Below are 22,287 nucleotides of genomic sequence, written 5' to 3'. Positions count from 1 at the left end.
CTAGTCTCAGTCGTCGTAGCGGCGCTTACCGAAGTGGCGGCGTCCGCCCTCGCGGTCTCCGTCCCGCTCCCAGCCATCGCGGCCACTCTCGCGGTCGCGGCGCGCACGCTTGATGTCCTTCTCCCAGCGCTCGGTACGAACACTGCGGCGCGGACGTGAACCGTCGCCCTTCTCGAAACGGTGCGGGCGCTTCTCCTCGCGCTCGCCGGAACGGCCCTCACGGTCACCGTAGCGTCCGTCGCGTTCCCCGCCAAAGCCACCACGACCTCGGGCATCGCGGTCGAAGTCGCGGCGCTCGCGACGCTCAAAGCCATCGCGCTCGCCACGAGCGCCCGGCCCCTCGTCCACGCGAATACGCAGCTGACGGCCGGAGACGTAGCCCTTGGAGATGCGGGAGAGCTGCTCGCCGGACAAATCGGCGGTGATGTCGACCAGAGAGAAGGTCGGGTAGATCTCGATGTTGCCGATGTCGCGGCCGTCAATACCCCCCTCGCCAGCAATCGCACCGACGATGGAGCCGGGCTTGACACGGTCCTTTTTACCCACCTCGATGCGGTAACGCGTGCCCGAGCCGGGGGCAGGACGACCGCCGCCACGACGACGAGCGCCGTTCGCACCACCCTTGAGCGGGCGGTCCTTGTCGCGGCCCGCCTCGAAGGAGGCACCCACGAACTCACCGGACTCGTCCAGGCGTTCCTCGCGGCGGATCTTGCCGTTTCCGCGACGATCCTTCTCACGGCGCGGGGCCGGTCCCTCGTCGCCGACAGCCGTGGCCATGAGGGCCGCGGCAATGTCTTCAACGGAGGACTCCTCACCCATGTCCGCCAGCAGGCCCTTATACATGTCAAGGCGACCGCGCTCAATGCGGGCGGCCAAACCCTCGAGCAGGCGGCGGGCACGGAACTCGGAGACAGCTGCGGGCGACGGAATCTCGACCTCTTCCATCTCGGTTCCCGTCAGCTTTTCGATGCGGCGCAGCCGACCATGCTCACGCGGGGTAAAGAAGGTCAGCGCGCGGCCCTCGCGACCCGCGCGACCGGTGCGGCCGATGCGGTGCACGTAGGCCTCGGGTTCACGCGGAACGTCGAAGTTAACGACCAGGGAGATGCGCTCAACGTCGAGGCCGCGTGCAGCCACGTCGGTGGCGACCAGCACGTCGAGGGAGCCGTTCTTCAGGCGCTCAACCATGCGCTCACGCTCGGTCTGGGCGACGTCGCCGGAGATGCCGGCGGCACGGAATCCGCGGCCCGACAGCTCGAGGGAGACCTCTTCGACGTCGGCGCGTGTGCGCACAAAGACAATGGCGGCGTCGGCTTCTTCCTGTCCCTTAGCGATGTGTTGGGCGCGGGTTGCGAGCACGCGGGACAGAGCGCCGATCTTGTGCTTGTAGGGCACGACGGCGTAGGTCTGGTGGATCGTATCGACCGTGGAAGACTCGGTGGAGACCGCGACCTTGACAGGGTCCTTCAGGTGCTCACGCGCCACCTTTTCGATGGCGGCGGGCATCGTGGCGCTGAACAGCGCGGTCAGGCGATCATCGGGGGCGCTCGACGCAATCGTCTCGACGTCCTCAGCAAAGCCCATGCGCAGCATCTCGTCGGCTTCGTCGAGCACGAGCATCCGCACGTTCGACAGGTCCAGCGCGCCCTTCTCGATGAGGTCGATGACGCGGCCCGGGGTACCGACGACGACCTGGGCACCGCGCTTGAGCGCGCCGATCTGCGGGCCGTACGGTGAGCCGCCGTACACGGGGACAACATCGAGGCGGGCCGTGCGCGCTGCAAAGTCTTCAATCGCCTGGGCGCTCTGCATGGCAAGCTCGCGGGTGGGTGCCAGGACGAGGGCCTGCACGTCGCGCTCATCCGCGTCGACGATGGCGAGCAGCGGCAGACCGAAGGCTGCGGTCTTGCCGGTGCCCGTCTGGGCGATGCCGACGACGTCGCGCAGCTCCAGCAGCGGCGGGATGGCGGCTGCCTGGATCGGGGTGGGGACGCGGAAGCCCATGTCGGTCACGGCCGCGAGGATCTCCTCGGGCAGGCCGAGGCTCGCGAAAGTCACGGTGTCGTCATCCGCGTCGTCAGTGTCCTCGGCGTCATCAAGGTCGGTGTCTTCGTCCGCACTGTCGTCGACGAGGCCGGGGTCCTCGTCCGCATCAATGATGTCGTCGCGCTCGTCTCGTTCGTCGCGGTCCATGTAGTCCTCAGAGGGCATAGTGATTCCTTGTCTGTTGCGTGTGGGGTAGCAAAACCATCGGGGCGGGCCATCTCGGCTCCTCAGCGCGGCCTCACCCATAACAACAAAACCCGCATCCCGCGGGGCACCATAACAAGGGGCTGCGCCTCATCGCTCCCACCAGCATAGCGTGCACTTCCTCAGAAAAGGTGCCCGTGGTCGGCGAATTCACTGTTCGACGCCGCTGGTGAGCGCCGCTTCACACCCTCTTGTCGAGGTGGAGGCGTGCCACGAACGAGGCAATGGTGACCTGGCGATTATCTTCCGCCCGCAGCGGGGCGACGACGAGACGGTCAACCTCGTCGCGGCACATGGCACGCACGTCGTCCATGACCGCCCGTTTGCGGCGGGACGCCACCCAGGAACACAGCGCTCGATTCAGGCTCGCGCACAGAAGGGTCACCGCGAGGCCGCAAACGAGAATCACCGTGGGCATAGGGATCGGGCCGATGGCGGGGACGTCGGTATCGATGAGCACGGCACGTCCCAGGTGCACGAGGCCGATCCACGCAGCGCCCATGAGGCTGACCATCCACGCAATAAGCTGGAAGCCGCCGAGGATGCGGGAGAGACTCGGCGCGCTCGCGCTCACGCGCAGGTTGTTCGCCACCTCGCGGTGCGCCGCTGCGGGCACCGCGGCTGCGCCAGACAGGGCGCGCTCGACGAGTAGTCGGCGCCAGCGCTCGGGGCGCCCCTGCGAGCGTGCGGCCACCTCGCGACGCACGGCGTTCGCGAAGGCCGCCCCGTCAGAGGCGGATCGCGTCGGCAGCGTTGGAGTCGTCGCACTCTCCTGGCGTTCCTCCTCCCCCAGGTGCAGACGCCGCAGGGGATCAACCCCCAGGCGCGCGAGCCAACGCAGCGGCAGCCAGCCACCCGTACGCGTGCCGGCGCGCAGGGTCGAAGCGGCCACGGCCTCAGCGATAATCGGGGCTCCGACAAGATCGGCGGCCACCCCCGCCAGATCACTTGCCATTCCCTCGGTTTCAACGCCACGAATCGCGCCCTCGACGCCCACCGCGTCGCGCACAAGCCGAGCTGCCTGGCTCAGGGCGGCCCGCGCCCGGGCAGCCTGACGCGAGACGCGGGCCGCCTCATCTGCCAGATGGGAGGCCAGCTCAGCCACTCCCTCCCCCGTCGTCGCACTGACCGGGACAACGCGAGCGCCCGTCAGACCACGCTCATCCAGGATGCGGCGCAGGTCGGACACGATGGAGGTCCTCTCAGCCACGCCGAGCGTGTCGATGTGGGTCAAGGCAACCGTCACGGAGGCATGCGAGGTGCGCAAGCGTTCCAGCCACTCATCATGCAGGCGCGCATCCGCGTACTTCTGCGGGTTAACAACGACGACAAGGGCGTCCACACGCGTGGCCAGACGCCCGGCCACCTGCGCGTGTGAAGCCTCGACCGAATCGATGTCGGGCAGGTCAATAATCGCGGTGTCACCCGGTAAGTCACCGGGCGCGCAGACGCGGGTTCGCACGCCCAACCAACCGAGCAATTCCTTCGGCTCGCGGCCCGCGGGCAGGACGGCACACGCCTCGTTCGTCGTGGGCCGCAAGACACCGGCACACACGACCTCTCCCCCGGCAAGAGCGTTCACGAGGGAAGATTTCCCGGCACCCGTGCCACCGAGCATGCCGATGACACACCAGGTCGGGTCGATCTCGGCCCGATCCGACGTCACATCGATGAGTTCCCGAATACGCTCCAGTATCTGCGGCTCAATATCAGAGGCTGCGAGCGTCGCGATCTGGTCGAGCTCCGCGGCAGCCGCGGCAACCGGCGTTGCTGCGCGCTTCATACCAGCGCCTCCCGCGCGGTGGCGAGAGCAGACTCAAGCGTGTCAATCCGCTCGTGCTCCCGCGAGTTGTCGAGCCGCGTCGCAACGGGCGCGACGACCTCTGCCAGCGAGTCGGCAGCCAGTCGTTCGAGCGCCTCGCGCGCCTGCGTGGCCAGGGAACGCACCGTACGCTCGCCGAAATAGGATTCGAGGATCGTCTGCGACAGCGCAGCAGAGGCACCAGCGACGCCAACCTCGACCCCGGTCACCCCGCCCGTCATCGCGAAAACGCTGACCATGAGCGAGAGCGTCACAACGTTGATGCCGCCCGCCAGCAGCCGACCGCTCACGCGTGAAGACTGTGCCTGGCCCCGGACGATGTCCGTTACCTCGCTGGTCCATTCCTGCGCGGTGTGGCGGGCGCGCTCGGCAGCCCCGTCCACGTCCAGCATCGGTTCCAGTCCCTCGGCCTCTCCCACCGACGCAGCCAAGCGCAGGGCGTCGTTCCACGCGCGGTGATAGGAGTCCCCAAGACGCTGAGCCACGCCACCCGTCAGGTCGCGACACACCTGTTCCTCCGGGGCTGCCGTGCCTCGCACGGCGCCCACGATGCGTTGGCGCACCGACGCCACAACGCGGGAAAGGCTTCGCGTCATGTCCCAGGACCCCAGCACCTCGGCGATGCGCGCGCTCACCTCACCGCGCAGCACATCGTCGCTCGAGGACGAGGCAACCTCGTGGGCCCGCGAGACGACCGTCGCCTCAAGCTCCTCGCGCGCAAAGTCCACTGCACGACAGCTATCACGAGACGCATCCAGAGCACGATCAGACTCCTCGAAGGACGCGGCGACAGCACCGGTGAGGGCACGACGCACGATCACCGCACGCTCCTGCGCATCGTGCCCGATTCCCTCCAAGAAAGAACCGACCGGGTAAATAGCGTCAATGGGTAGGCGACCATCGGTCAGCGACTGCTCAGTAATGACGATAATCGGGACCTCGCCCAGGCCTCGTCGTTGCACGAGCGAGGCAAGATCCGCACGGATCTCAGCCTCAGCGCCCGGGGGGACGCGGTTGAGGACGATGGAGACGCGCAAGCCGCGCGCGGCTGCCTCCTCCAGGTGCGTCCAAGCGACCGCGTCGGCGTAGCGTGCGGCACTCGTCACGAAAATCCAGAGATCCGCGCCATCGAGCAACTCTGACGCGAGCCGTCGATTGCCTTCCTCAACCGAGTCAATATCGGGAGCGTCAAGGATACCCATGCTCGGCCACATCAAGTCGTCCACCGTGATCGTCACGGCATCCAGGCTCGTGCCCTCCCCACCCTCATGTTTGGCCAGGCGCGGCAGCACGCGATCCGACATGAACCACGAGCGGGCCTGAGGCGCACACACGAGAACCGGCCGCCGCGTCGTCGGACGAACAGCGCCCGCCCGACTCACCGTACGTTCAAGCAGAGAGTTGACGAGCGTTGACTTACCCGCCCCCGTCGAGCCGCCAACCACCACGAGGAGCGGCGCATCGGCTTCCTCTAGACGAGGCAGCACAACGTCCTGCAGTCGGCGCAGTGCCCTCTCAGCGTCCGCGCGAGCACCCGAGGGCATCGCACTGAGCGCCTGCTCAAGCGCACCCGCCAGGCCGCGGGCTGCTTCAACCGCAGAGGCCGACACTCAGGGCATCACCTTCTCGACCGAAGGGGCTGCGTCCGCCTCAGGCACAACCCAGGTGGCGGCGTCGGCGTCCACCTGCTCACCCGTGCGAATGTCCTTGACCGTGTCGGCTCCGTCCTCGCCCGGGAACCAGACGAAGGGGATGCCACGCTTGTCGGCGAACTTGATCTGCTTACCGAACTTGGCCGCGCTTGGTGCGACGTCCGTCGAAATACCACGCGAGCGCAGGATGGCCGCGATCTCCTCGGAGCGCTCGCGACGCTCCTCGTTCGTGACGGCAACGACGACGGCCGTGGGGACCTTGCGCGAGGCGCGCGCCAACGGCGCGGAAATCATGCGGGAGACCAGTCGCGAGACACCGATGGACAGACCCACACCCGGGTAGGTGCGCTTGCCGTCCTTCGCCAAGGAGTCATAGCGCCCACCCGAACAGATCGACCCCAGGTCCTCGTGGCCCTCGATCTCCGACTCATACACGCTGCCCGTGTAGTAATCCAGGCCGCGCGCGATCTTCAGGTCCGCGACGACCGCGCCCGGCATCCGCTTGTTTGCGGTGTCGAGCAGGGCGGTCAGCTCGCGCAAGCCCTGCTCGAGCAGCTCTCCGCTCACACCCAGCGCACCCAGGCGCTCGCGCACCTCGACCGAATCGGCCGTGCGAATCTGCGCCATCTGCAGCAGCACGGACGCTTGGTCACCGTCGATACCGGATTCGGCGAGTTCCTGAGCCACACCCTCCGGGCCAATCTTGTCGATCTTGTCCAGTCCGCGCAGGGCCGCCTCAACGTCGGTGACGCCCAGCGACTCACACACGCCCTGTACGACCTTGCGGTTGTTGACGAGCACGCGCACCGGCGGGATTGGCAGGTTGTTGAGCGCCTCAGCCATCACGAGGGGCAGGTCCACCTCGAAGTGGAAGGGCAGCTCTCCGTTACCGACGACGTCGATATCGGCCTGCGTGAACTCACGGAAACGTCCCTCTTGGGGGCGCTCGCCGCGCCAGACCTTCTGAATCTGGTATCGCTTGAACGGAAAGTCCAGCTCGTTCGCGTTCTCCACGACGTAACGCGCGAAGGGCACGGTGAGGTCGAAGTGCAGACCCATGCCCTTGTCCTTGGGGGCACGAGCGCCGGAAGCAGCAGCCTTCAGCGCCTGCAGGCGGTCCAGGACGTAAATCTCCTTGGAGGTCTCGCCCTTGGCTTCAAGCTGGGCCAGAGTCTCGACCGCGCGCGTCTCTATGCCAGCGAAACCGTGCAGCTCGAAGACACGACGCAGCTCGTCGAGGACGTGCATCTCGACGATGCGGCCCTCGGGGAGCCATTCGGGGAAACCTGACAGGGACGTGCGAGCCATGACGTAATCCTTCGCAAACAAACGGCACCGACGCTAGCCGATACGGCGAGCGCGGATCAAATACTGGTTGGAGCGTATCTCATCGGCCATCGTTGTTGCCGGACCGTGGCCGGGGACGAGGATCGTGTTCGGGTCCAACGCGTTGGAAATAGTACGCAGTGAGTGACGCATTTGCGTTTCGTCACCACCGGGCATGTCGGTGCGTCCAACGCTGTCCTTGAACAGGACGTCGGCGCTGAGCGCCCACGGCACGCACTCCTCGTTGGCGTAGAACGACTGGTTATTGACACGGATGTCCAGGGGGCTGTGCCCCAGGAAGACCGCCGATCCCTCCGTATGGCCGGGGGCGGGAACCATGCGAACCCACACGCCGGGGGTCAGCTCGACCGAATCCGCGGGCATCTCACGCAGGTCGGTGGGCTTGACCCACTCCCCCACGAAGTCAGGCAGGGGCATCGGCAGGAACGAGGCCGGGTCATCCATGCGGTACATGTCCGGGCCGGGCAGGTAGACGGGCACGGTGGTTCCGTCAAGGCCCCACGTGGAGACTTCGGCGGCGTCCCACACGTGGTCAGGGTGACCGTGTGTGAGCAGGACAGCGCCGACGTTCACCCCTTCGGTCTGAAGAACTTCGCGGATCAGATGCTGGATGCCTGCGGAAGGGTCAACAACAAGGGCTGTGCCCGCCCCGGAAGGGACGAGCACAAGCCCATTTGCCGCGTAGAAAGGCGACGGAATAACGTGAAGGCGCATGTCACTCCATGGACGAGGAGATCTGCGCGAGCCAGGCGCGCTTGGTCTCGAGGGTCTCACGCACGGCGGAAGCAGCCTTGTTGTCGCCCTTAGCCTCGGCGTCAGCGAGGGAACGCTCAAGCTGAGTGATCTGTTCTTCGAGCTGTCCCACCATGCCGGCAGCGCGTGCGCGCGTTTCGGGGTTGGTACGGCGCCATTCCTTCTCTTCCGCTTCGCGCACGGCGGCCTCGACGGCACGCAGGCGACCTTCGATGCGGTGCAGGTCGGAGGAGGGCACGCGACCGACCTCTTCCCAGCGGTCCTGAATGTGACGCAGCTGAGCCTTGGCACGCTCAATGTCCTTCACGGGCAGGATCGCTTCGGCGTCAACCAGGATTGCTTCCTTGGCGGCCAGGTTCTCCCGATACTCGGCATCCGTGGCTTCGTCCTTGGCGCGACGGGCGTCGAAGAACACCTGCTGAGCGGCGCGGAAGCGGGCCCACAGGGCATCATCTTCCTTGCGGGAGGCGCGCGGGGCGGCCTTCCACCGGTTCATCAGCTCGCGGTAAGCGCTCGAGGTGCGCGACCAATCGACGGAGGAGGACAGAGCCTCGGCCTCGGCGATCAGTGCTTCCTTGACGCGCTTGGCCTCAGACTGCGCCTGATCCAGCTGCGAGAAGAACTGACGGCGGTGACGGTCGAACTGGGTGCGCGCAGAGGAGAAACGCTTCCACAGCTCGTCCTCCACGGCCTTTTCCAGGCGCGGGCCGCGACGCTGCAGGGTCTTCCACTCTTCCAGCAGGTCACGCAGGGTCTGGCCCGACTGCTTCCAGTGCGTCTTGGCGGGATCCTGGGCAACGATCGCCTCGGCGCGCTCAACGACGGCCGTGCGGTCTGCGAGAGCCTGAGCTTTGGCGGCCTTACGCTCCTCGCGGGCGATCTCCTTGCGTTCTTCGGCGGCCTTCGCGGCGGCCTCGACGCGAGCGCGCAGAGCCGGGATGTCACCGACGACGTTCGGGGAGGCAACCTGCTCGCGCAACGTGGCCAGGGTCTGGTCGATGTCGCGGGGACTCAGCTGAGCCATGCGGTCCTCAAAAAGCTTGATGGTGGCCTCGAGGTCGGCGTAGCGACGCTCGTAGAGAGCGTACGGCGAAGCGGGAATTCCCTCGGGGAAGCCGCCGATAACGCGTTCCTCGTCTCCATCCTTGACATAGACGGTCCCGTCCTCACCGATGCGGGCGAAGGGGTGCTCGGGCAGCTCCGACGCGGGAATCGTCGAGGCCGTGGTCTCCTCGGATGCAGCCGTGACGGCTTCGGGGGTGGTTTCGTTGGTCGGAATCGACGTCTCGGTCACGATATTCCTTCTAGGACGAGGGCTGACGCCCGGCGCGGTCGTGTGCCGATGTGACACACAAAGCTAGTGTGTCACATCTAACGGGAAAATGGGCGTACGACACCGAAAAAGGGGACGGATGTAACACGTCGCTGTCCCATGTGAGCGCGTGGGTGTCACGACCTCGTCTAAGCGTCGGAGCCGATCCGAACCGCCTCAAAGACCCCGTCGACCCGGCGCAGCGCCGACAGGACCGCGTTCAGGTGCCCCAGGTCCGCCAGCTCGAAAGAGAAGTTTCCGGAAGCCACCTGGTCGCCATCCGTCTTCAGGGCTGCGGCCAGAATATTGACACGATAATCCGACAGGACCCGGGTCAGGTCCGAGAGCAGACCGCCGCGGTCAAGCGCGCGCACCTCGATCTGGACACGGAACGGAGCTGTCATACCCTCGGCGTTCCACGACACGTCGACGAAACGTTCGGGCTGAAGCTGAGCCAGGCGCACCGCGTTTGCACAGGTCCTGCGGTGCACGGACACCCCCTGGCCTCGCGTAATGAAAGCGACAATCTCGTCACCCGGAACGGGCGTACAGCACTTCGCGAGCTTCACCCAGATTTCGTTCGGACTCAGACCCGCCACAGTAATGGCCGCGTCGCCCGACGCTTGCGAACGGGGCTTCGTAGAACCCGGGGTCACGCCCTCGGAGAGCGTCTCCTCGGTGCCGTCTCCCCCACCCAGGTTGTCCATGAGCCGGTTGACGACGTTCTGCGCCGAAATATGCCCGTCGCCCACCGCCGCGTACAGGCCCGACACGTCCGGGTATCCAAACGACGTCGCAACCGACAGGATCGACTCATGATTCATGAGCCGCTGCAGCGGAAGGTTCTGCTTACGCATCGTGCGAGCGAGCGCTTCCTTGCCCGACTCGATGGCCTCCTCGCGGCGCTCCTTCGAGAACCACGCCTTAATTTTCGAGCGAGCACGCGGCGAGGCGACAAACGCCAGCCAGTCGCGTGACGGTCCAGCCTTATCCGACTTCGAGGTCACGACCTCGACCGTCTCACCCGACTCCAAGCGCGTGTCGAGGGCGACGAGGCGCCCGTTCACCTTCGCGCCAACCGTGCGGTGACCGACCTCGGTGTGCACCGCGTAGGCGAAGTCAACCGGAGTCGCACGGGCTGGCAGGACGATGACCTCACCCTTCGGGGTGAAGACGTACACCTCGTCCCCGGCGATCTCGTAGCGCAGCGAATCCAGGAACTCCTCCGGATCACCCGTCTCGCGCTCCATCTCAACGAGGGCGCGCAGCCAGTTCGCCTGCTCCTCCGAACTCATGCGATCCGAGTCGCCACTCGTGGCGTTCGGGTTCTGCTTGTACTTCCAGTGCGCGGCGACACCGTGTTCCGCGCGCTCGTGCATGTCATACGTGCGAATCTGGATCTCCACCGGCTTGCCGCCTGGACCAATGACTGTCGTGTGCAGCGACTGGTAGAGGTTGAACTTGGGCATCGCGATGTAGTCTTTGAAGCGGCCCGGGATCGGGTTCCACCGACCGTGCAGGGCGCCGAGAACGCCATAGCAGTCCTTGATCGAGTCCACCAGCACACGCACGGCGACCAGGTCGAAGACCTCGTTGAAAGCCTTGCCTCGCACAATCATCTTCTGGTAGATCGAATAGTGGCTCTTCGGGCGACCACTGACCGTGCCCTTCGTACCCGAGCGGCGCAGATCCTCTTCGATCTGGTCGATGACGTCACGCAGGTACTCTTCACGCTGAGGGGCCCTCTCCGCAACGAGGCGGTCAATCTCCTCGTAGATTTCCGGATACAGGGTCTTGAAGGAAAGCTCCTCGAGTTCCCACTTGACCATGTTCATACCGAGGCGGTGAGCCAGCGGCGCGTAGATCTCCAGCGTCTCCTGCGCCTTCTTCGCCGCCGACTTGGCCGGAACGAAACGCCACGTGCGGGCGTTATGGATGCGATCGGCCAGCTTAATGAGCAGCACGCGGATGTCGCGGCTCATGGCGACGAGCATCTTGCGCAGCGTCTCGGACTGAGCAGCAGCTCCATAGCGGACCTTGTCGAGCTTGGTGACGCCGTCGACCAGATTCGCGATGGGTTCACCGAAGTCGGCGGTCAGTTCCTCGAGCGTGTAGTCCGTGTCTTCCACGGTGTCATGCAGCAGTGCAGCAACCAGCGTCGGGGTCGTCATTCCCATCTCGGCAAGGATCGTCGCTACGGCCACCGGATGGGTGATATACGGCTCGCCAGACTTGCGCATTTGCCCACGGTGGCATTCTTCAGCCTTGCGGTAGGCCCGCTCCACCACGCTGATATCCGCCTTCGGATGATTCGCGCGCAGAGCCCGCACAAGCGGCTCAATCTCGGGGATCGTGGCGCGTCCACGGGACCCGAACCACACGAGGCCGGAGCGCACTCGGGAGACGGCCGCGGGCAATGCGGCCCCTGAAGTCGTGTCGTCGCTGCTCATGAACCAATGATAGCGACGAACGAGCGGGTCCGGGGATCGTGACGATCCCGGGACCCGCTCGTCTCTATGAGTTGGTCGCTCAGACGTGCAGTGCGGTTTCCACCGTCACGCCGTCGAGCTTGCTACGACCGTTGAGACCGTCGAGCTCCATCAGGACAGCGAGGGCCTCGACCGAGGCACCACACTGATTGAGGAGATCGACTGCCGCACGCGCGGTGCCACCCGTCGCCAAAACGTCATCAATGATGAGAACGCGCTGACCCTCGCGGACCGACTGCGGACGGATCTCCATGCGGGCGCTGCCGTACTCGAGCGAGTAGTCGACACCGATGACCTCACCGGGCAGCTTGCCAGCCTTGCGGATCGTCAGCATGCCCAGGCCCAACTCGGCGGCCACGGGGGCACCGAGGATGAAGCCGCGCGATTCCAGGCCAGCTACCGCGTCGATGCGGCCCGCGTAGCGCGCGCCGATCAACTCCACAAGTTCCTTGAACGCGGGTCCGTTCGCGAACAGGCCGGTAATGTCGCGGAATAGAACGCCCGGCTCGGGAAAGTCCGGGATCTCGACCAGGTTGTCCTGCACGAGAGTGGCGATGCGGTCGCCGAGTTCGCCGATCATCGATGAGTCTTCTTCCTCTGAGGCTGATTCTCGTTGCCCAGGCGCTTGCCGGGCTTAATCGGAGCCACCTTAACGGCTTTCGCGGGCGAGGCCTCGTCGGTGGCGTGGCGGTGTTCGCGCTCGTACGCGACTGCCGCGTTGTGCTCGCGGGTGGTGTTCGACAGCTCCTGGAAGGTGACGAGGAGCGGGGAGGCGATGAAGATCGACGAGTAGGTACCCGCGATCATGCCGATGAACAGCGCCAGCGAGATATCCACCAGCGTACCCGGCCCCAGGGCCACAGAACCGATGATAAGGATCGCACCGACGGGGAGAAGCGCCACAACCGAGGTGTTGATGGAGCGAACCATCGTCTGGTTGACCGCGAGGTTGACGTACTCGGCGAAGGTGTAGTGCTTCTGATCGTAGACGTCCGCGGTCAGCTCGCGCACCTTGTCGAAGACGACGACGGTGTCATAGAGCGAGTAGCCCAGAATCGTCAGGAAGCCGATGACGGTGGCGGGCGAGACCTCAACCTGCAGGATCGCAAAGACGCCGACCGTCACCGCGATGTCGTGCACGAGCGCGAGGAGCGCAGACACTGCCATCCGCCACGAACGGAAGTACACGGTCATCAGCAAGGCCACGAGGGCCATGAAGATGACGAGCGACTGAGCGGCCTTCGTCGTCACCGAGGAACCCCACGAGGGACCGATCGAGGAGGACTGAACCGAGGACGGATCAACGCCGTAGGCGCTTGCCAGAGCGTCACGCACCTGTGCCGTCGTCGCAGAATCCAGCGACGTGGTCTGGATGCGTACGGAGTCGCTTCCGACGCGGGTCACCTTCGAAGCACCTTCGACGAGGCCGGTGTCGGCCACCGTGCGCGATGCGAAGGACTCGCTCTGGTCGCTCACGTGAGCAACGTCGAACTGGGAACCACCTGTGAACTCGATCGAGCGGTTCAGCCCCATGATCGCGACCAGCGCAAAACCGATCACGAGGACCGAGGCAGCCAGGCCGACGAACGTCTTACGATTGGGAACGACGGCGTAGGACTTCTCGCCGGAGTACAGGGCGTTGCCCCACTGAGCAAAACTCATCATGTCAGTTCTCCTCTTCCTGCGCCGCGGACGCATTCTGCGCCGCCAGACGCGCCGCACGGCGACGCTCGGCGATCGACAGACCATCCCCAGCCTCGTCCTTCGTAGCCTTCGCCTCGGATTCACCGCGCACGACGACGCGACCGCGCCCGGCGTACACGAGGGCATTCTTCGCGCCCAGGTGCTCGGGATCAAGGCCCGAGAATTTGTGGCCCTCACCGAAGAAGCGCATGCGGATGAGCAGCTCCATCATCGGGTGGGTGAACAGGAAGATCACGGCGATGTCGATGACAGTCGTGACGCCCAGGGTAAACGCGAAGCCCTGAACGCCACCCACGGCGAGCAGATAGAGCACGACAGCGGCGACCAGGTTGACCGCGTCGGAGACCAGAATCGTGCGCTTGGCGCGATCCCAGCCCTCTTCGACGGCGGCGCGCAGCGGGCGTCCATCGCGGACCTCGTCACGGACACGCTCGAAGTAGACGATGAACGAGTCGGTCGTGACGCCGATGGCCATGATCAGGCCGGCGACACCAGCCAGGGACAAGCGGTATCCCATCCACCACGACAGCAGCGTGATCACCAGGTAGGTGATGATCGAGGCGACAACGAGCGAACCAGCCGAAATAATCGCCAGGCCGCGGTACTGCCAGATCAGATAGAGAATAACGAGCAGGAAGCCGATCACGGCGGCCCACAGACCAACCGTCAGGTGATCGGTACCGATCGTCGCAGAGATCTGCTGCTCGGACTCAACCTCGAAGTTCAGCGGCAGCGAGCCAAAGCTCAGCTGGTTAGCAAGCGTACGCGAGGTCGCGGCAGTGAAGTTACCCGTGATCTCGGCCTGTCCGGTCGGGATGATCGAATTCATCGACGGAGCCGTGATGACCGTCCCGTCCAAGACGACGGCGAAGTGGTTACGGTCAGGGGTGCCCGCGCCGCCGTTGCCGCCAGCCTCGGGGTCCGAATCGTGGAAGCCGTAGAGAATCTCAGAGCTCTCCTTGAACTTCTCGGCACCGTCATTGTTGAACTGGAGGGACACGGACCATGCGCCGGTCGATCCGCCCGTCTGGGTGCGAACCAGGCCCGCGGTCGCCGACTTCAGGTCCGAGCCGGGAACTGTGACGGGGCCAAGGATGTACTTGATTCGGCCGGAATCGTCACAGGCGGCGTACGGCTTGTCAGCGGGACCTTCGACGCGCTTGACGTCAGCGGACGCCGAGCAATCGAGGGTCAGGAAGTCGTACAGGACTTGCTCGGTCTCCCACTTAAGGGAGGAAGCATTCTCGGGGTCCTCAGCCGGAGTATCCGAGAGGACACCGTCGCCGTTCTTGTCGGCAAAGCTCATCGCGACCGCCGGGTCAACGGCGGTCGAACGCAGCTCGGTCTGGCCCGGCTGCGATGCTTCGGCGGCAGCGCCCGACTGCGACGCCACGGTGGCGGCCTGGCCCGACTGGGCGTCCTCACCGGACTGCGCGGTGACCTCACCCGACTGGGTGGTAGCGCCCGACTGAGTATCCGTCGCGCTGGCGTCACCGGACTGCGCGGTGGTGTCCTGGACCGGCGCGTTCGTCTGCGCCAGTCCCATGCGCAGCACGGGGCGGAAGTTCATCTGCGAGGAGGCACGGATCAGGTCCAGCTGCTCCTGCGAGGGGGTGCCTGGGATCGACACCATGATATTCGAGTTGCCCATCGAGGAGATCTCGGACTCGGACACACCGGAGGCGTCGATACGATTACGAATAATCGAGATCGCCTGCGTAATGTCGTCGTCAGTGATCTCACGCTGTCCCCCGGCCGTCACGGTCGGAGTCAGGATCAGCTGGGTGCCGCCCTTCAGGTCGAGGGCCAGGTCGGGGTACGGTGATACGCCCTTGGTGAAATGCCCCAACGCCAGCGCCGCGCACGCCGCCACGATGGCGACGGTGAGCGTCACGAGCGCGCGCACGGGGCGTCGCTTATGAGATGCCACGGTTCTACTTTCCGTTCAGCCTTGACTTACTTCTGCTGCTCGTCGGAGTCCTTGGAGGACGGCGCGTCGTCGAGACCCAGGATGGCCTCGTCCTCGTCGCTGATCTCCTCCGTCTTGGTGCCGTCGGTCGCCTCGTCGTCCTCTGTACTGGCGAGAGGCGGCTGGCCGCCGATCTCGGCGATCATCTCGCGTTCCCAGTACATTTCGTGACCGTCGGTCGTCTCGAGGACGACAATGTCGCCGTCGAGGTCGACGAAACGGCCCCAAAAGCCGACGCGGGTACGAACCCACTCGCCGGGGGTGACGGCCGCGAGCTGCTCACGCTTGTCCTGCTCCATCTTTTCCATCTGCTTCTTGCGGGAGCGCGAGCTCCACCACATGAAGGCGATCATGACGACGAGCAGGCCCATGAGGGTGTAGTTGTTCATAAAGGCTGGTTCACTTTCGATGACGGTCGGGCGCTTGAAGCGCACTGTGACAGTCTAATGCCGAAGGAGGGTTTTAGCCTATGCGATATGAGCCGCGCGGCGCTGCGCATGCTACCGCCGGTCGTACCTTGTCACGATGACGCGGACCGTCGCGCTTCTCTCTCTTCGACGAGGCCCGCTCCCCTAGTCAAAGAGGGAACCATCCGGCATGGGTGGGTTCAGGCCGAGGTGTCCCCATGCCTTCGGGGTCGCCATACGTCCGCGGTTGGTGCGCACGAGGAAACCCTCGCGCACCAGGTACGGTTCAGCGACGGTTTCAACGGTTTCCGCTTCCTCGCCGATGGTGACGGACAGGGTCGTGAGTCCCACGGGGCCGCCGGCGAAGCGACGGCACACGGCCTCAAGGACCGCGCGGTCGAGGCGGTCCAGGCCGGAGGGATCGACCTCGAAGAGTTCGAGGGCACCGCGCGCGGCATCCAATGTGAGCGTTCCGTCACCGTGCACCTGCGCGTAGTCGACGACACGGCGCAGAAGCCGGTTCGCGATGCGGGGCGTTCCGCGCGAACGTGACGCGATCTCATGGGCGGCGCGAGCGTCGATGGGCGAGCCGAGGAGGGTGGCTGAGCGGGTAACGACCGACTGGAGTTCTTCGGTCTCGTAGAACTCCAGGTGCGCGGTGAAGCCGAAACGGTCGCGCAGCGGGGCGGGCAGCAGGCCGGATCGTGTGGTCGCTCCGACGACCGTGAAAGGCGGGAGCGTCAGGGGGATCGAGGTCGCACCGGGCCCCTTGCCGACAACCACGTCGACGCGAAAGTCCTCCATCGCGAGGTAGAGCATTTCCTCGGCCGTGCGCGCCAGGCGGTGGATCTCGTCAATAAAGAGGATGTCGCCTTCCTGCAGGCCCGACAGGATTGCGGCCAGGTCGCCCGCGTGCTGGATGGCGGGGCCGGAGGTCAGGCGCAACGAGGTCCCCATCTCGGCGGCGATGATCATGGCGAGCGTCGTCTTGCCCAGACCGGGAGGGCCTGCGAGCAGGACATGATCGGGGGTGGACGCACGCATGCGAGCGGCGTCGAGGACCAGCTGGAGCTGGCCTCGCACGACGCGCTGACCTACGAACTCGGAGAGCTTCTTGGGTCGTAGAGCCGCCTCGGCGGCGCGCTCGAGTTCGCCCGCGTCCGGGGCGACGATGCGCATCGTCTCGATGTCGGGCTGCTCAGCCACGGCCGCCTCCCAGGCTCACCAGCGCGGCGCGCAGCATGTCGGAGGCACCCAGCCCGCTGCCTGCGAGCTTCTCGATGGCCTTGGTGGCCTGCGCCTCGGACCAGCCCAGCCCCACCAGGGCGGCGCTGACTTCGGAGGCGACTGTATCCTCGCTTGGGGCGGGGGCTGGGGTGGCTTCGGCACCGGGCAGGGCCGCGGGAGTGCCGAGCTTGTCCCCGATCTCCAGGGCCATGCGCTGGGCAGACTTTTTTCCAACGCCGGGGATGCGCTGAAGCGTGGCCAGGTCCTGGTCGCGCACGGCGCGGCGCAGGTCGTCGGGGCGCAGCACAGCCAGGGCAGCCAGTGCGATCTTCGGGCCGATGCCGGAGACCGACATGAGCGTGGTGAACACATCGCGCTCGTCGCAGGACTCGAAGCCGTAGAGGGTCATCGAGTCCTCGCGTACGATCATCGAGGTGTAGACCGTGATCTCCTCATCGCGCGCATTCCCCTGCGCGAAAGCGGGGGTCACGTGGACACGGAAGCCGATGCCTCCAACCACAACGTCGATATGGTCGAGTCCGACGCTTGCGACAATGCCGCGCAGAATCGAGATCACTGCGGTCCTTTCCCTGGCACGAGACCCGCCGACCGGCGGGCGAACATATGTACGATTCTAGCCGCGCCTGCGCCGAGGATCGACGGCACCCGTCCGGCGTTGCGCGGCCTGGGCCTCGGCCCACGCCCGCTGTGCGGGGGTCATCGAGCCACGCGCAGTGAGACGACCCGAAATGGAGACCGCGACCGAGGAGTCCTCGGGTGCGCCGAGCAGACCGGTCCCCCGCCAGGCGTGCGTGATCGCGATCGCGAGGGCGTCAGCCGCGTCCGCGGGCTTGGGTGCCTTGGCGAGGCCGAGGATACGCGCGACCATCGTCTGCACCTGCGCTTTATCTGCGTTTCCATTGCCGGACACGGCGGACTTGACCTCCGAGGGCGTATGGACCGCCATCGGCAGACCCGCGCGACCTACGCAGGTCATGGCCGCACCCATGACCTGCATGGTGGCCGTCACCGACTGCAAGTTATCCTGCGCGAAGACGCGCTCGATGGCGACTACCTCGGGCTGGTATTGCTCGATGACTGTGTCGATCGCGTCGGCGATCGTACGCAGGCGAAAGTGCGTCGCCAAGTCCTTGTCCGTGCGGGCGACGCCGACGTAGACGAGGCTCGCTCGACGCGAGGCGTCCACGTCGACGACGCCGAGGCCGCACCGCGTCAGGCCCGGGTCGATGCCCATCACGCGCATTACGCGCGGGCCACCATGTCGACGAAGAGGCCGTGGATACGGTCGTCTCCGCCCACCTCGGGATGGAAAGACGTCGCCATGACGTTGCCGCGCCGCACCGCGACGATCGGGCCGTCGGCGGCATTCCCAGCGCGCGCGATCACCTCGACGCCCTCTCCCACCGCCTCAACCCACGGAGCGCGGATGAAGACGGCGTGGAAGGGGCCCCCGTCGAGACCCTCAACGTCCAGGTCCTCCTCGTAGGAGTCGACCTGACGGCCGAAGGCGTTGCGGCGCACGACCATGTCGAGAGCACCGAAAGATCGCTGATCGTCGCGGCCGTCCAGGATCGACGAGGCGAGCATGATCATGCCCGCGCACGTGCCGTACACCGGCATGCCGGAGGCGATGCGGTCATTAAGAGTGTCAAACAGGCCGAAAGACAGGAGAAGATTCGACATGGTGGTCGACTCGCCGCCCGGAATGACCAGGCCATCGACCTGGTCGAGTTCAGAAACCCTACGCACAAGCAGCGCGCGGGCGCCGGAGTTTTCCAGCGCCCGCACGTGCTCTGCGACGTCGCCCTGCAGGGCGAGAACGCCGATGGTCACCATCCGCGCTCCGCGAGGCGGTGATCCACGGGCAGGTCGTCGACGTTAATGCCGACCATTGCCTCACCCAGGCCACGCGAGACCTCGGCGATGACGGACGGGTCGTCGTAGAAGGTCGTGGCCTTGACGATGGCGGCCGCACGCTTGGCGGGATCGCCAGACTTGAAGATGCCTGAACCGACGAAGACGCCCTCGGCACCCAGCTGCATCATCATGGCAGCGTCGGCGGGGGTGGCGATGCCACCGGCCGTGAAGAGCACGACGGGGAGGCGGCCCTCACGGGCGACCTCGGCGACGAGCTCGTAGGGGGCCTGGAGCTCCTTGGCTGCGACGTAGAGTTCGTCCTCGGGCAGGGAGGTCAGGTGGCGGATCTCGTCGCGGATCTTGCGCATATGCGTGGTCGCGTTGGAGACGTCACCTGTGCCGGCCTCGCCCTTGGAACGGATCATGGCCGCACCCTCGTTGATGCGGCGCAGCGCCTCACCGAGGTTGGTCGCACCGCAGACGAAGGGAACCGTAAAGTTCCACTTGTCGATGTGGTGGCTGTAGTCGGCGGGGGTCAGCACCTCGGACTCGTCGATGTAGTCGACACCCAGGGACTGCAGGACCTGCGCCTCGACGAAGTGACCGATGCGAGCCTTGGCCATGACGGGGATCGACACGGCTTCGATGATGCCTTCGATCAGGTCCGGGTCGGACATACGTGCCACGCCGCCCTGGGCGCGAATGTCGGCGGGGACGCGCTCGAGGGCCATGACGGCCACGGCGCCCGCGTCCTCGGCGATCTTCGCCTGCTCGGGGGTGACGACGTCCATGATGACGCCGCCCTTGAGCATCTGGGCCATGCCACGCTTGACCTGCGGGGTGCCGACCTCGCGCTTAGCGGTCGAATCGCTCATTGTCACTCCTGCTCTTCCAGCTGGGCACGAACCTCGTCGCTCAGCGACATGTTCGTGTAGATGTTCTGCACGTCATCGGAGTCCTCGAGGACATCGATGAGCTTGTTGACCTTGAGAGCACCCTCGAGATCGAGCTCGACCTCGGTGGAGGCGACGAACTGGACTTCGGCGGAGTCGTAGTCGATGCCGGCCTCCTGCAGGGCGGTGCGCACGGCGACGACGTCCTTGGGGTCGGATTCGATGACGAAGAGATCGCCAGCGTCCTCGACCTCTTCGGCACCGGCATCGAGGACGGCCATCATGATGGATTCCTCGTCCACGCCGTCGGCGGCGGGCACCTCGACGACGCCGCGACGGGAGAACAGGTAGGAAACCGAACCGGGATCGGCCAGGGAACCGCCGTGGCGAGTGAAGCCCAGGCGCACGTCGGAGGCGGCGCGGTTGCGGTTGTCCGTCAGACACTCCACGAGGAACGCAACACCGTTGGGGCCGTAGCCCTCGTACATGATCGTCTCGTAGTTGGCGCCACCGGCCTCGGCACCGGAGCCACGCTTGACGGCGCGGTCGATGTTGTCGGCGGGGACGGAGTTCTTCTTCGCCTTCTGGATGGCGTCGTACAGCGTCGGGTTGCCAGCGGGGTCGCCGCCGCCCGTGCGAGCCGCAACCTCAATGTTCTTGATGAGGCGCGCGAAGAGCTTGCCGCGCTTGGCGTCAATGGCGGCCTTCTTGTGCTTAGTGGTCGCCCACTTAGAGTGTCCCGACATCACTTCTCCCTGTTGGGTGGATAGATACCGACATATTCTATCGCGTTGAGGCGGCCCTCCCCTATGTGTGTGGCACTCACGTGGACAAACGTAAACACCGTCACAGGATCGGGGACGAGGCCGTGGCCGCCTCCCCGGGGCACATCACCTATCGGGTGGGCGGGGTGTAGAAGACCCGCATGGCGCACGTTCCGGGCGCGAGATCCTCCCACGCACCCTCGAAGGAAAGGACGAGGGCGGTGGCGGTGGGCACTCCCCTGTCGGCTACCCCTCGGTCCTCTTGGCGGGCGAGGATGTATCCGGCATAGGAGATGACGGGTTCGTGTCCGACGATCAGGCAGGCCTCGCCGGTGAAGGTGCGGGCTAGCTCGATAATCTCTTCCTCGCCGCCGTCGTAGATGGAGCGGTCGTGCCATGACTCGTCGGCTCCTGCGCGCGCGAGGATCGCTGCGAAGGTTTCGCGGGCGCGCTGCGCGTCGGAGGAAACGGCGACATCGAAGGCACCGACCTCGCGGGCGAGGGTGGCACCGAGGCGCGCGGCCTGGTCGCGTCCGGCCTCGGTGAGGGGGCGGGCGCGGTCGGGGTAGTTGTAGGCGGCTTGCGCGTGGCGAACGAGGACGAGGGTTGGCATACTTCCAAGCGTAACCGCATCGGGAGGACACCATGGCTCTGGGAGTCGAAAGCGCGTCGGGTATCTGCTCGGCACGCGAATGCACGAACGCCGCGATCTATCGGATCGACTGGCGTAATCCGGCGATCCACCGCGCCCGCACGAAGACGTGGTTGGCGTGCGAGGAGCATCTGTCCTACCTGGAGGGCTACTTCAAGTACCGCTCGTTCCCCTACGAGGTCTCGCCCTTCGTGGCCCCCGCCGCCGGTCAGTCAGGCGACGAGAACCAGCCTCAAGCCCACTGATCGAGCGGGCGGTCGTTCCAAGTCAGGGCGTGCAGGCCTTTGGCCAGTTCGGAGGCCGAGGCCGGGGTGAAGCCCGGCGCCCACTCGAAGGTGGTCGTGCCCGCACGATTGTTCGCGTTGCAAAATACAAACAGAATGGCCAAGAGCAGCTTAGCCGCCACCCGCCGAGACGATTGGCCTTTCCCTCATTCAGCTTTCAAGGGCAAATCAAAAGCGGTGCCGTCAGGATCGACGCCAAGGAGAGTAGCCTAAGGCAAATCATCTGCCAGCTGTCTAGCCTCACGTTTGAATTCGAGCGCTTTTTCCGATTCACCGACCTCCGACAGATGATTCGCCAGATTATTCAACGATGCAGCCTGGGCAGGCGTGTAGGCCTGCGGGGAGGCCTCAGCCAACACCCGATACGCCTCCAGCGCCTCGCGGGCCGCCACCAACGCCTCATTCCGCTCCCCCACCTCCGACAAACGATTCGCCAGGTTAGTCAACGCCCCAGCCAGGTTCGGGGTGTATGCCTGCGGGGAAGCCTCAGCCAGCCCGCGATACAGCGCCACCGCCTCGCGGGCCGCCACCAACGCCTCATCCTGCTTTCCCACCTCCGACAAAATGTTCGCCAGGTTAGTCAACGACGCAGCCAGGTCGGGGGTGTAGGCCTGCGGGGAAGCCTCAGCCAGCGGTCGGCGCAAACGCACCGCCTCGCGGGCCGCCTCCAACGCCTCGTTCCGCTCCCCCACTGCCGAGAAACGCTTCGCTAGGTTATTCAACGACGCAGCCAGGTCGGGGGTGTAGGCCTGCGGGGAAGCCTCAGCCAGCCCGCGATACAGCTCCACCGCCTTGCGGGCAGCCACCAACGCCTCATTCCACTCCCCCACCTCCGACAAAAAGGCCGCCAGGTTATTCAACGACATTGCCAGGTTCGGGGTGTA

21 protein-coding genes are annotated in these 22,287 nt (G+C 65.7%); 1 reads left to right on the top strand and 20 read right to left on the bottom strand.

From position 1 onward, the window contains the following. Positions 1 to 6 precede the first annotated feature (6 nt). The 18 genes from HMPREF1136_RS02350 to HMPREF1136_RS02265 form a co-directional block, all read right to left on the bottom strand. Positions 7 to 2,211, bottom strand: coding sequence for a DEAD/DEAH box helicase (locus HMPREF1136_RS02350; protein ID WP_009647696.1), 2,205 nt, complete (start codon positions 2,209 to 2,211; stop codon positions 7 to 9). A 220-nt stretch (positions 2,212 to 2,431) separates the two neighbouring features. Continuing rightward, positions 2,432 to 4,033 carry a GTPase gene (locus HMPREF1136_RS02345; protein WP_009647712.1) on the bottom strand — a complete coding sequence of 534 codons (1,602 nt, stop codon included), beginning with the start codon at positions 4,031 to 4,033 and terminating at the stop codon, positions 2,432 to 2,434. After that, complete coding sequence (locus HMPREF1136_RS02340; protein WP_009647721.1) at positions 4,030 to 5,682, bottom strand: GTPase; 1,653 nt, start codon at positions 5,680 to 5,682, stop codon at positions 4,030 to 4,032. Before HMPREF1136_RS02340 ends, HMPREF1136_RS02345 begins: the two co-directional genes overlap by 4 nt. Then, positions 5,683 to 7,032: a histidine--tRNA ligase gene (gene hisS, locus HMPREF1136_RS02335; protein WP_009647706.1), complete on the bottom strand. Its 1,350-nt coding sequence runs from the start codon at positions 7,030 to 7,032 to the stop codon at positions 5,683 to 5,685. It abuts the gene before it with no gap. A gap of 33 nt (positions 7,033 to 7,065) precedes the next feature. Continuing rightward, on the bottom strand, positions 7,066 to 7,785 hold the full coding sequence (locus tag HMPREF1136_RS02330) for an MBL fold metallo-hydrolase (RefSeq protein WP_009647709.1): 720 nt from the start codon (positions 7,783 to 7,785) through the stop codon (positions 7,066 to 7,068). A gap of 1 nt (position 7,786) precedes the next feature. After that, positions 7,787 to 9,118, bottom strand: coding sequence for a DUF349 domain-containing protein (locus HMPREF1136_RS02325; protein ID WP_009647698.1), 1,332 nt, complete (start codon positions 9,116 to 9,118; stop codon positions 7,787 to 7,789). Positions 9,119 to 9,285: 167 nt separating this feature from the next. Continuing rightward, the gene (locus tag HMPREF1136_RS02320) at positions 9,286 to 11,586 is read right to left on the bottom strand and encodes a RelA/SpoT family protein (protein WP_198002800.1); all 2,301 of its coding nucleotides are present in this window, start codon (positions 11,584 to 11,586) and stop codon (positions 9,286 to 9,288) included. Positions 11,587 to 11,665: 79 nt separating this feature from the next. Continuing rightward, positions 11,666 to 12,205 carry an adenine phosphoribosyltransferase gene (locus tag HMPREF1136_RS02315; protein ID WP_009647702.1) on the bottom strand — a complete coding sequence of 180 codons (540 nt, stop codon included), beginning with the start codon at positions 12,203 to 12,205 and terminating at the stop codon, positions 11,666 to 11,668. Next, the gene (secF, locus tag HMPREF1136_RS02310; RefSeq protein ID WP_009647728.1) at positions 12,202 to 13,290 is read right to left on the bottom strand and encodes a protein translocase subunit SecF; all 1,089 of its coding nucleotides are present in this window, start codon (positions 13,288 to 13,290) and stop codon (positions 12,202 to 12,204) included. The genes HMPREF1136_RS02315 and secF overlap by 4 nt, the downstream gene beginning before the upstream one ends. 1 nt (position 13,291) lies before the next feature. Next, positions 13,292 to 15,259, bottom strand: coding sequence for a protein translocase subunit SecD (gene secD, locus HMPREF1136_RS02305; RefSeq protein ID WP_009647722.1), 1,968 nt, complete (start codon positions 15,257 to 15,259; stop codon positions 13,292 to 13,294). A 26-nt stretch (positions 15,260 to 15,285) separates the two neighbouring features. After that, entirely contained in the window at positions 15,286 to 15,687 is a 402-nt protein-coding gene (locus tag HMPREF1136_RS02300; protein WP_034504514.1) for a preprotein translocase subunit YajC, read from the bottom strand. A 183-nt stretch (positions 15,688 to 15,870) separates the two neighbouring features. Further along, positions 15,871 to 16,884 (bottom strand): Holliday junction branch migration DNA helicase RuvB, encoded by a 1,014-nt coding sequence (gene ruvB / locus HMPREF1136_RS02295; protein ID WP_156791826.1) that lies wholly within the window; start codon positions 16,882 to 16,884, stop codon positions 15,871 to 15,873. 19 nt (positions 16,885 to 16,903) lie between these two features. Further along, on the bottom strand, positions 16,904 to 17,509 hold the full coding sequence (ruvA, locus tag HMPREF1136_RS02290) for a Holliday junction branch migration protein RuvA (protein ID WP_009647717.1): 606 nt from the start codon (positions 17,507 to 17,509) through the stop codon (positions 16,904 to 16,906). Positions 17,510 to 17,566: 57 nt separating this feature from the next. Next, positions 17,567 to 18,196 carry a crossover junction endodeoxyribonuclease RuvC gene (gene ruvC, locus HMPREF1136_RS02285; RefSeq protein WP_034504511.1) on the bottom strand — a complete coding sequence of 210 codons (630 nt, stop codon included), beginning with the start codon at positions 18,194 to 18,196 and terminating at the stop codon, positions 17,567 to 17,569. Next, on the bottom strand, positions 18,196 to 18,789 hold the full coding sequence (pdxT, locus tag HMPREF1136_RS02280; protein ID WP_009647707.1) for a pyridoxal 5'-phosphate synthase glutaminase subunit PdxT: 594 nt from the start codon (positions 18,787 to 18,789) through the stop codon (positions 18,196 to 18,198). Before pdxT ends, ruvC begins: the two co-directional genes overlap by 1 nt. Beyond that, positions 18,783 to 19,685 carry a pyridoxal 5'-phosphate synthase lyase subunit PdxS gene (gene pdxS, locus HMPREF1136_RS02275; protein WP_009647715.1) on the bottom strand — a complete coding sequence of 301 codons (903 nt, stop codon included), beginning with the start codon at positions 19,683 to 19,685 and terminating at the stop codon, positions 18,783 to 18,785. Before pdxS ends, pdxT begins: the two co-directional genes overlap by 7 nt. Positions 19,686 to 19,687: 2 nt before the next feature. Further along, on the bottom strand, positions 19,688 to 20,449 hold the full coding sequence (locus HMPREF1136_RS02270) for a YebC/PmpR family DNA-binding transcriptional regulator (RefSeq protein ID WP_009647727.1): 762 nt from the start codon (positions 20,447 to 20,449) through the stop codon (positions 19,688 to 19,690). Positions 20,450 to 20,597: 148 nt separating this feature from the next. Then, positions 20,598 to 21,080: a SixA phosphatase family protein gene (locus HMPREF1136_RS02265; RefSeq protein WP_009647723.1), complete on the bottom strand. Its 483-nt coding sequence runs from the start codon at positions 21,078 to 21,080 to the stop codon at positions 20,598 to 20,600. A gap of 32 nt (positions 21,081 to 21,112) precedes the next feature. On the opposite strand from HMPREF1136_RS02265, the gene HMPREF1136_RS02260 reads away from it, so the two are divergent. Then, complete coding sequence (locus HMPREF1136_RS02260; protein WP_009647710.1) at positions 21,113 to 21,364, top strand: hypothetical protein; 252 nt, start codon at positions 21,113 to 21,115, stop codon at positions 21,362 to 21,364. Here the strand turns inward: HMPREF1136_RS02260 and HMPREF1136_RS10835 are convergent. Further along, entirely contained in the window at positions 21,352 to 21,525 is a 174-nt protein-coding gene (locus HMPREF1136_RS10835) for a hypothetical protein (protein ID WP_232204158.1), read from the bottom strand. The two genes, HMPREF1136_RS02260 and HMPREF1136_RS10835, sit on opposite strands and share 13 nt — an antisense overlap. Positions 21,526 to 21,612: 87 nt before the next feature. Then, positions 21,613 to 22,287 (bottom strand): tetratricopeptide repeat protein (locus HMPREF1136_RS11350; protein WP_009647718.1); only part of this gene is annotated, 675 nt, incomplete at its 5' end.

It is taken from the genome of Actinomyces sp. ICM47 (assembly GCF_000278725.1).
In the GTDB taxonomy this organism is placed as follows: Bacteria; Actinomycetota; Actinomycetes; order Actinomycetales; family Actinomycetaceae; genus Pauljensenia.
The sequence above is the reverse complement of the archived record's forward strand: the minus strand, read 5'-3'. Positions and strand labels throughout refer to the sequence as shown.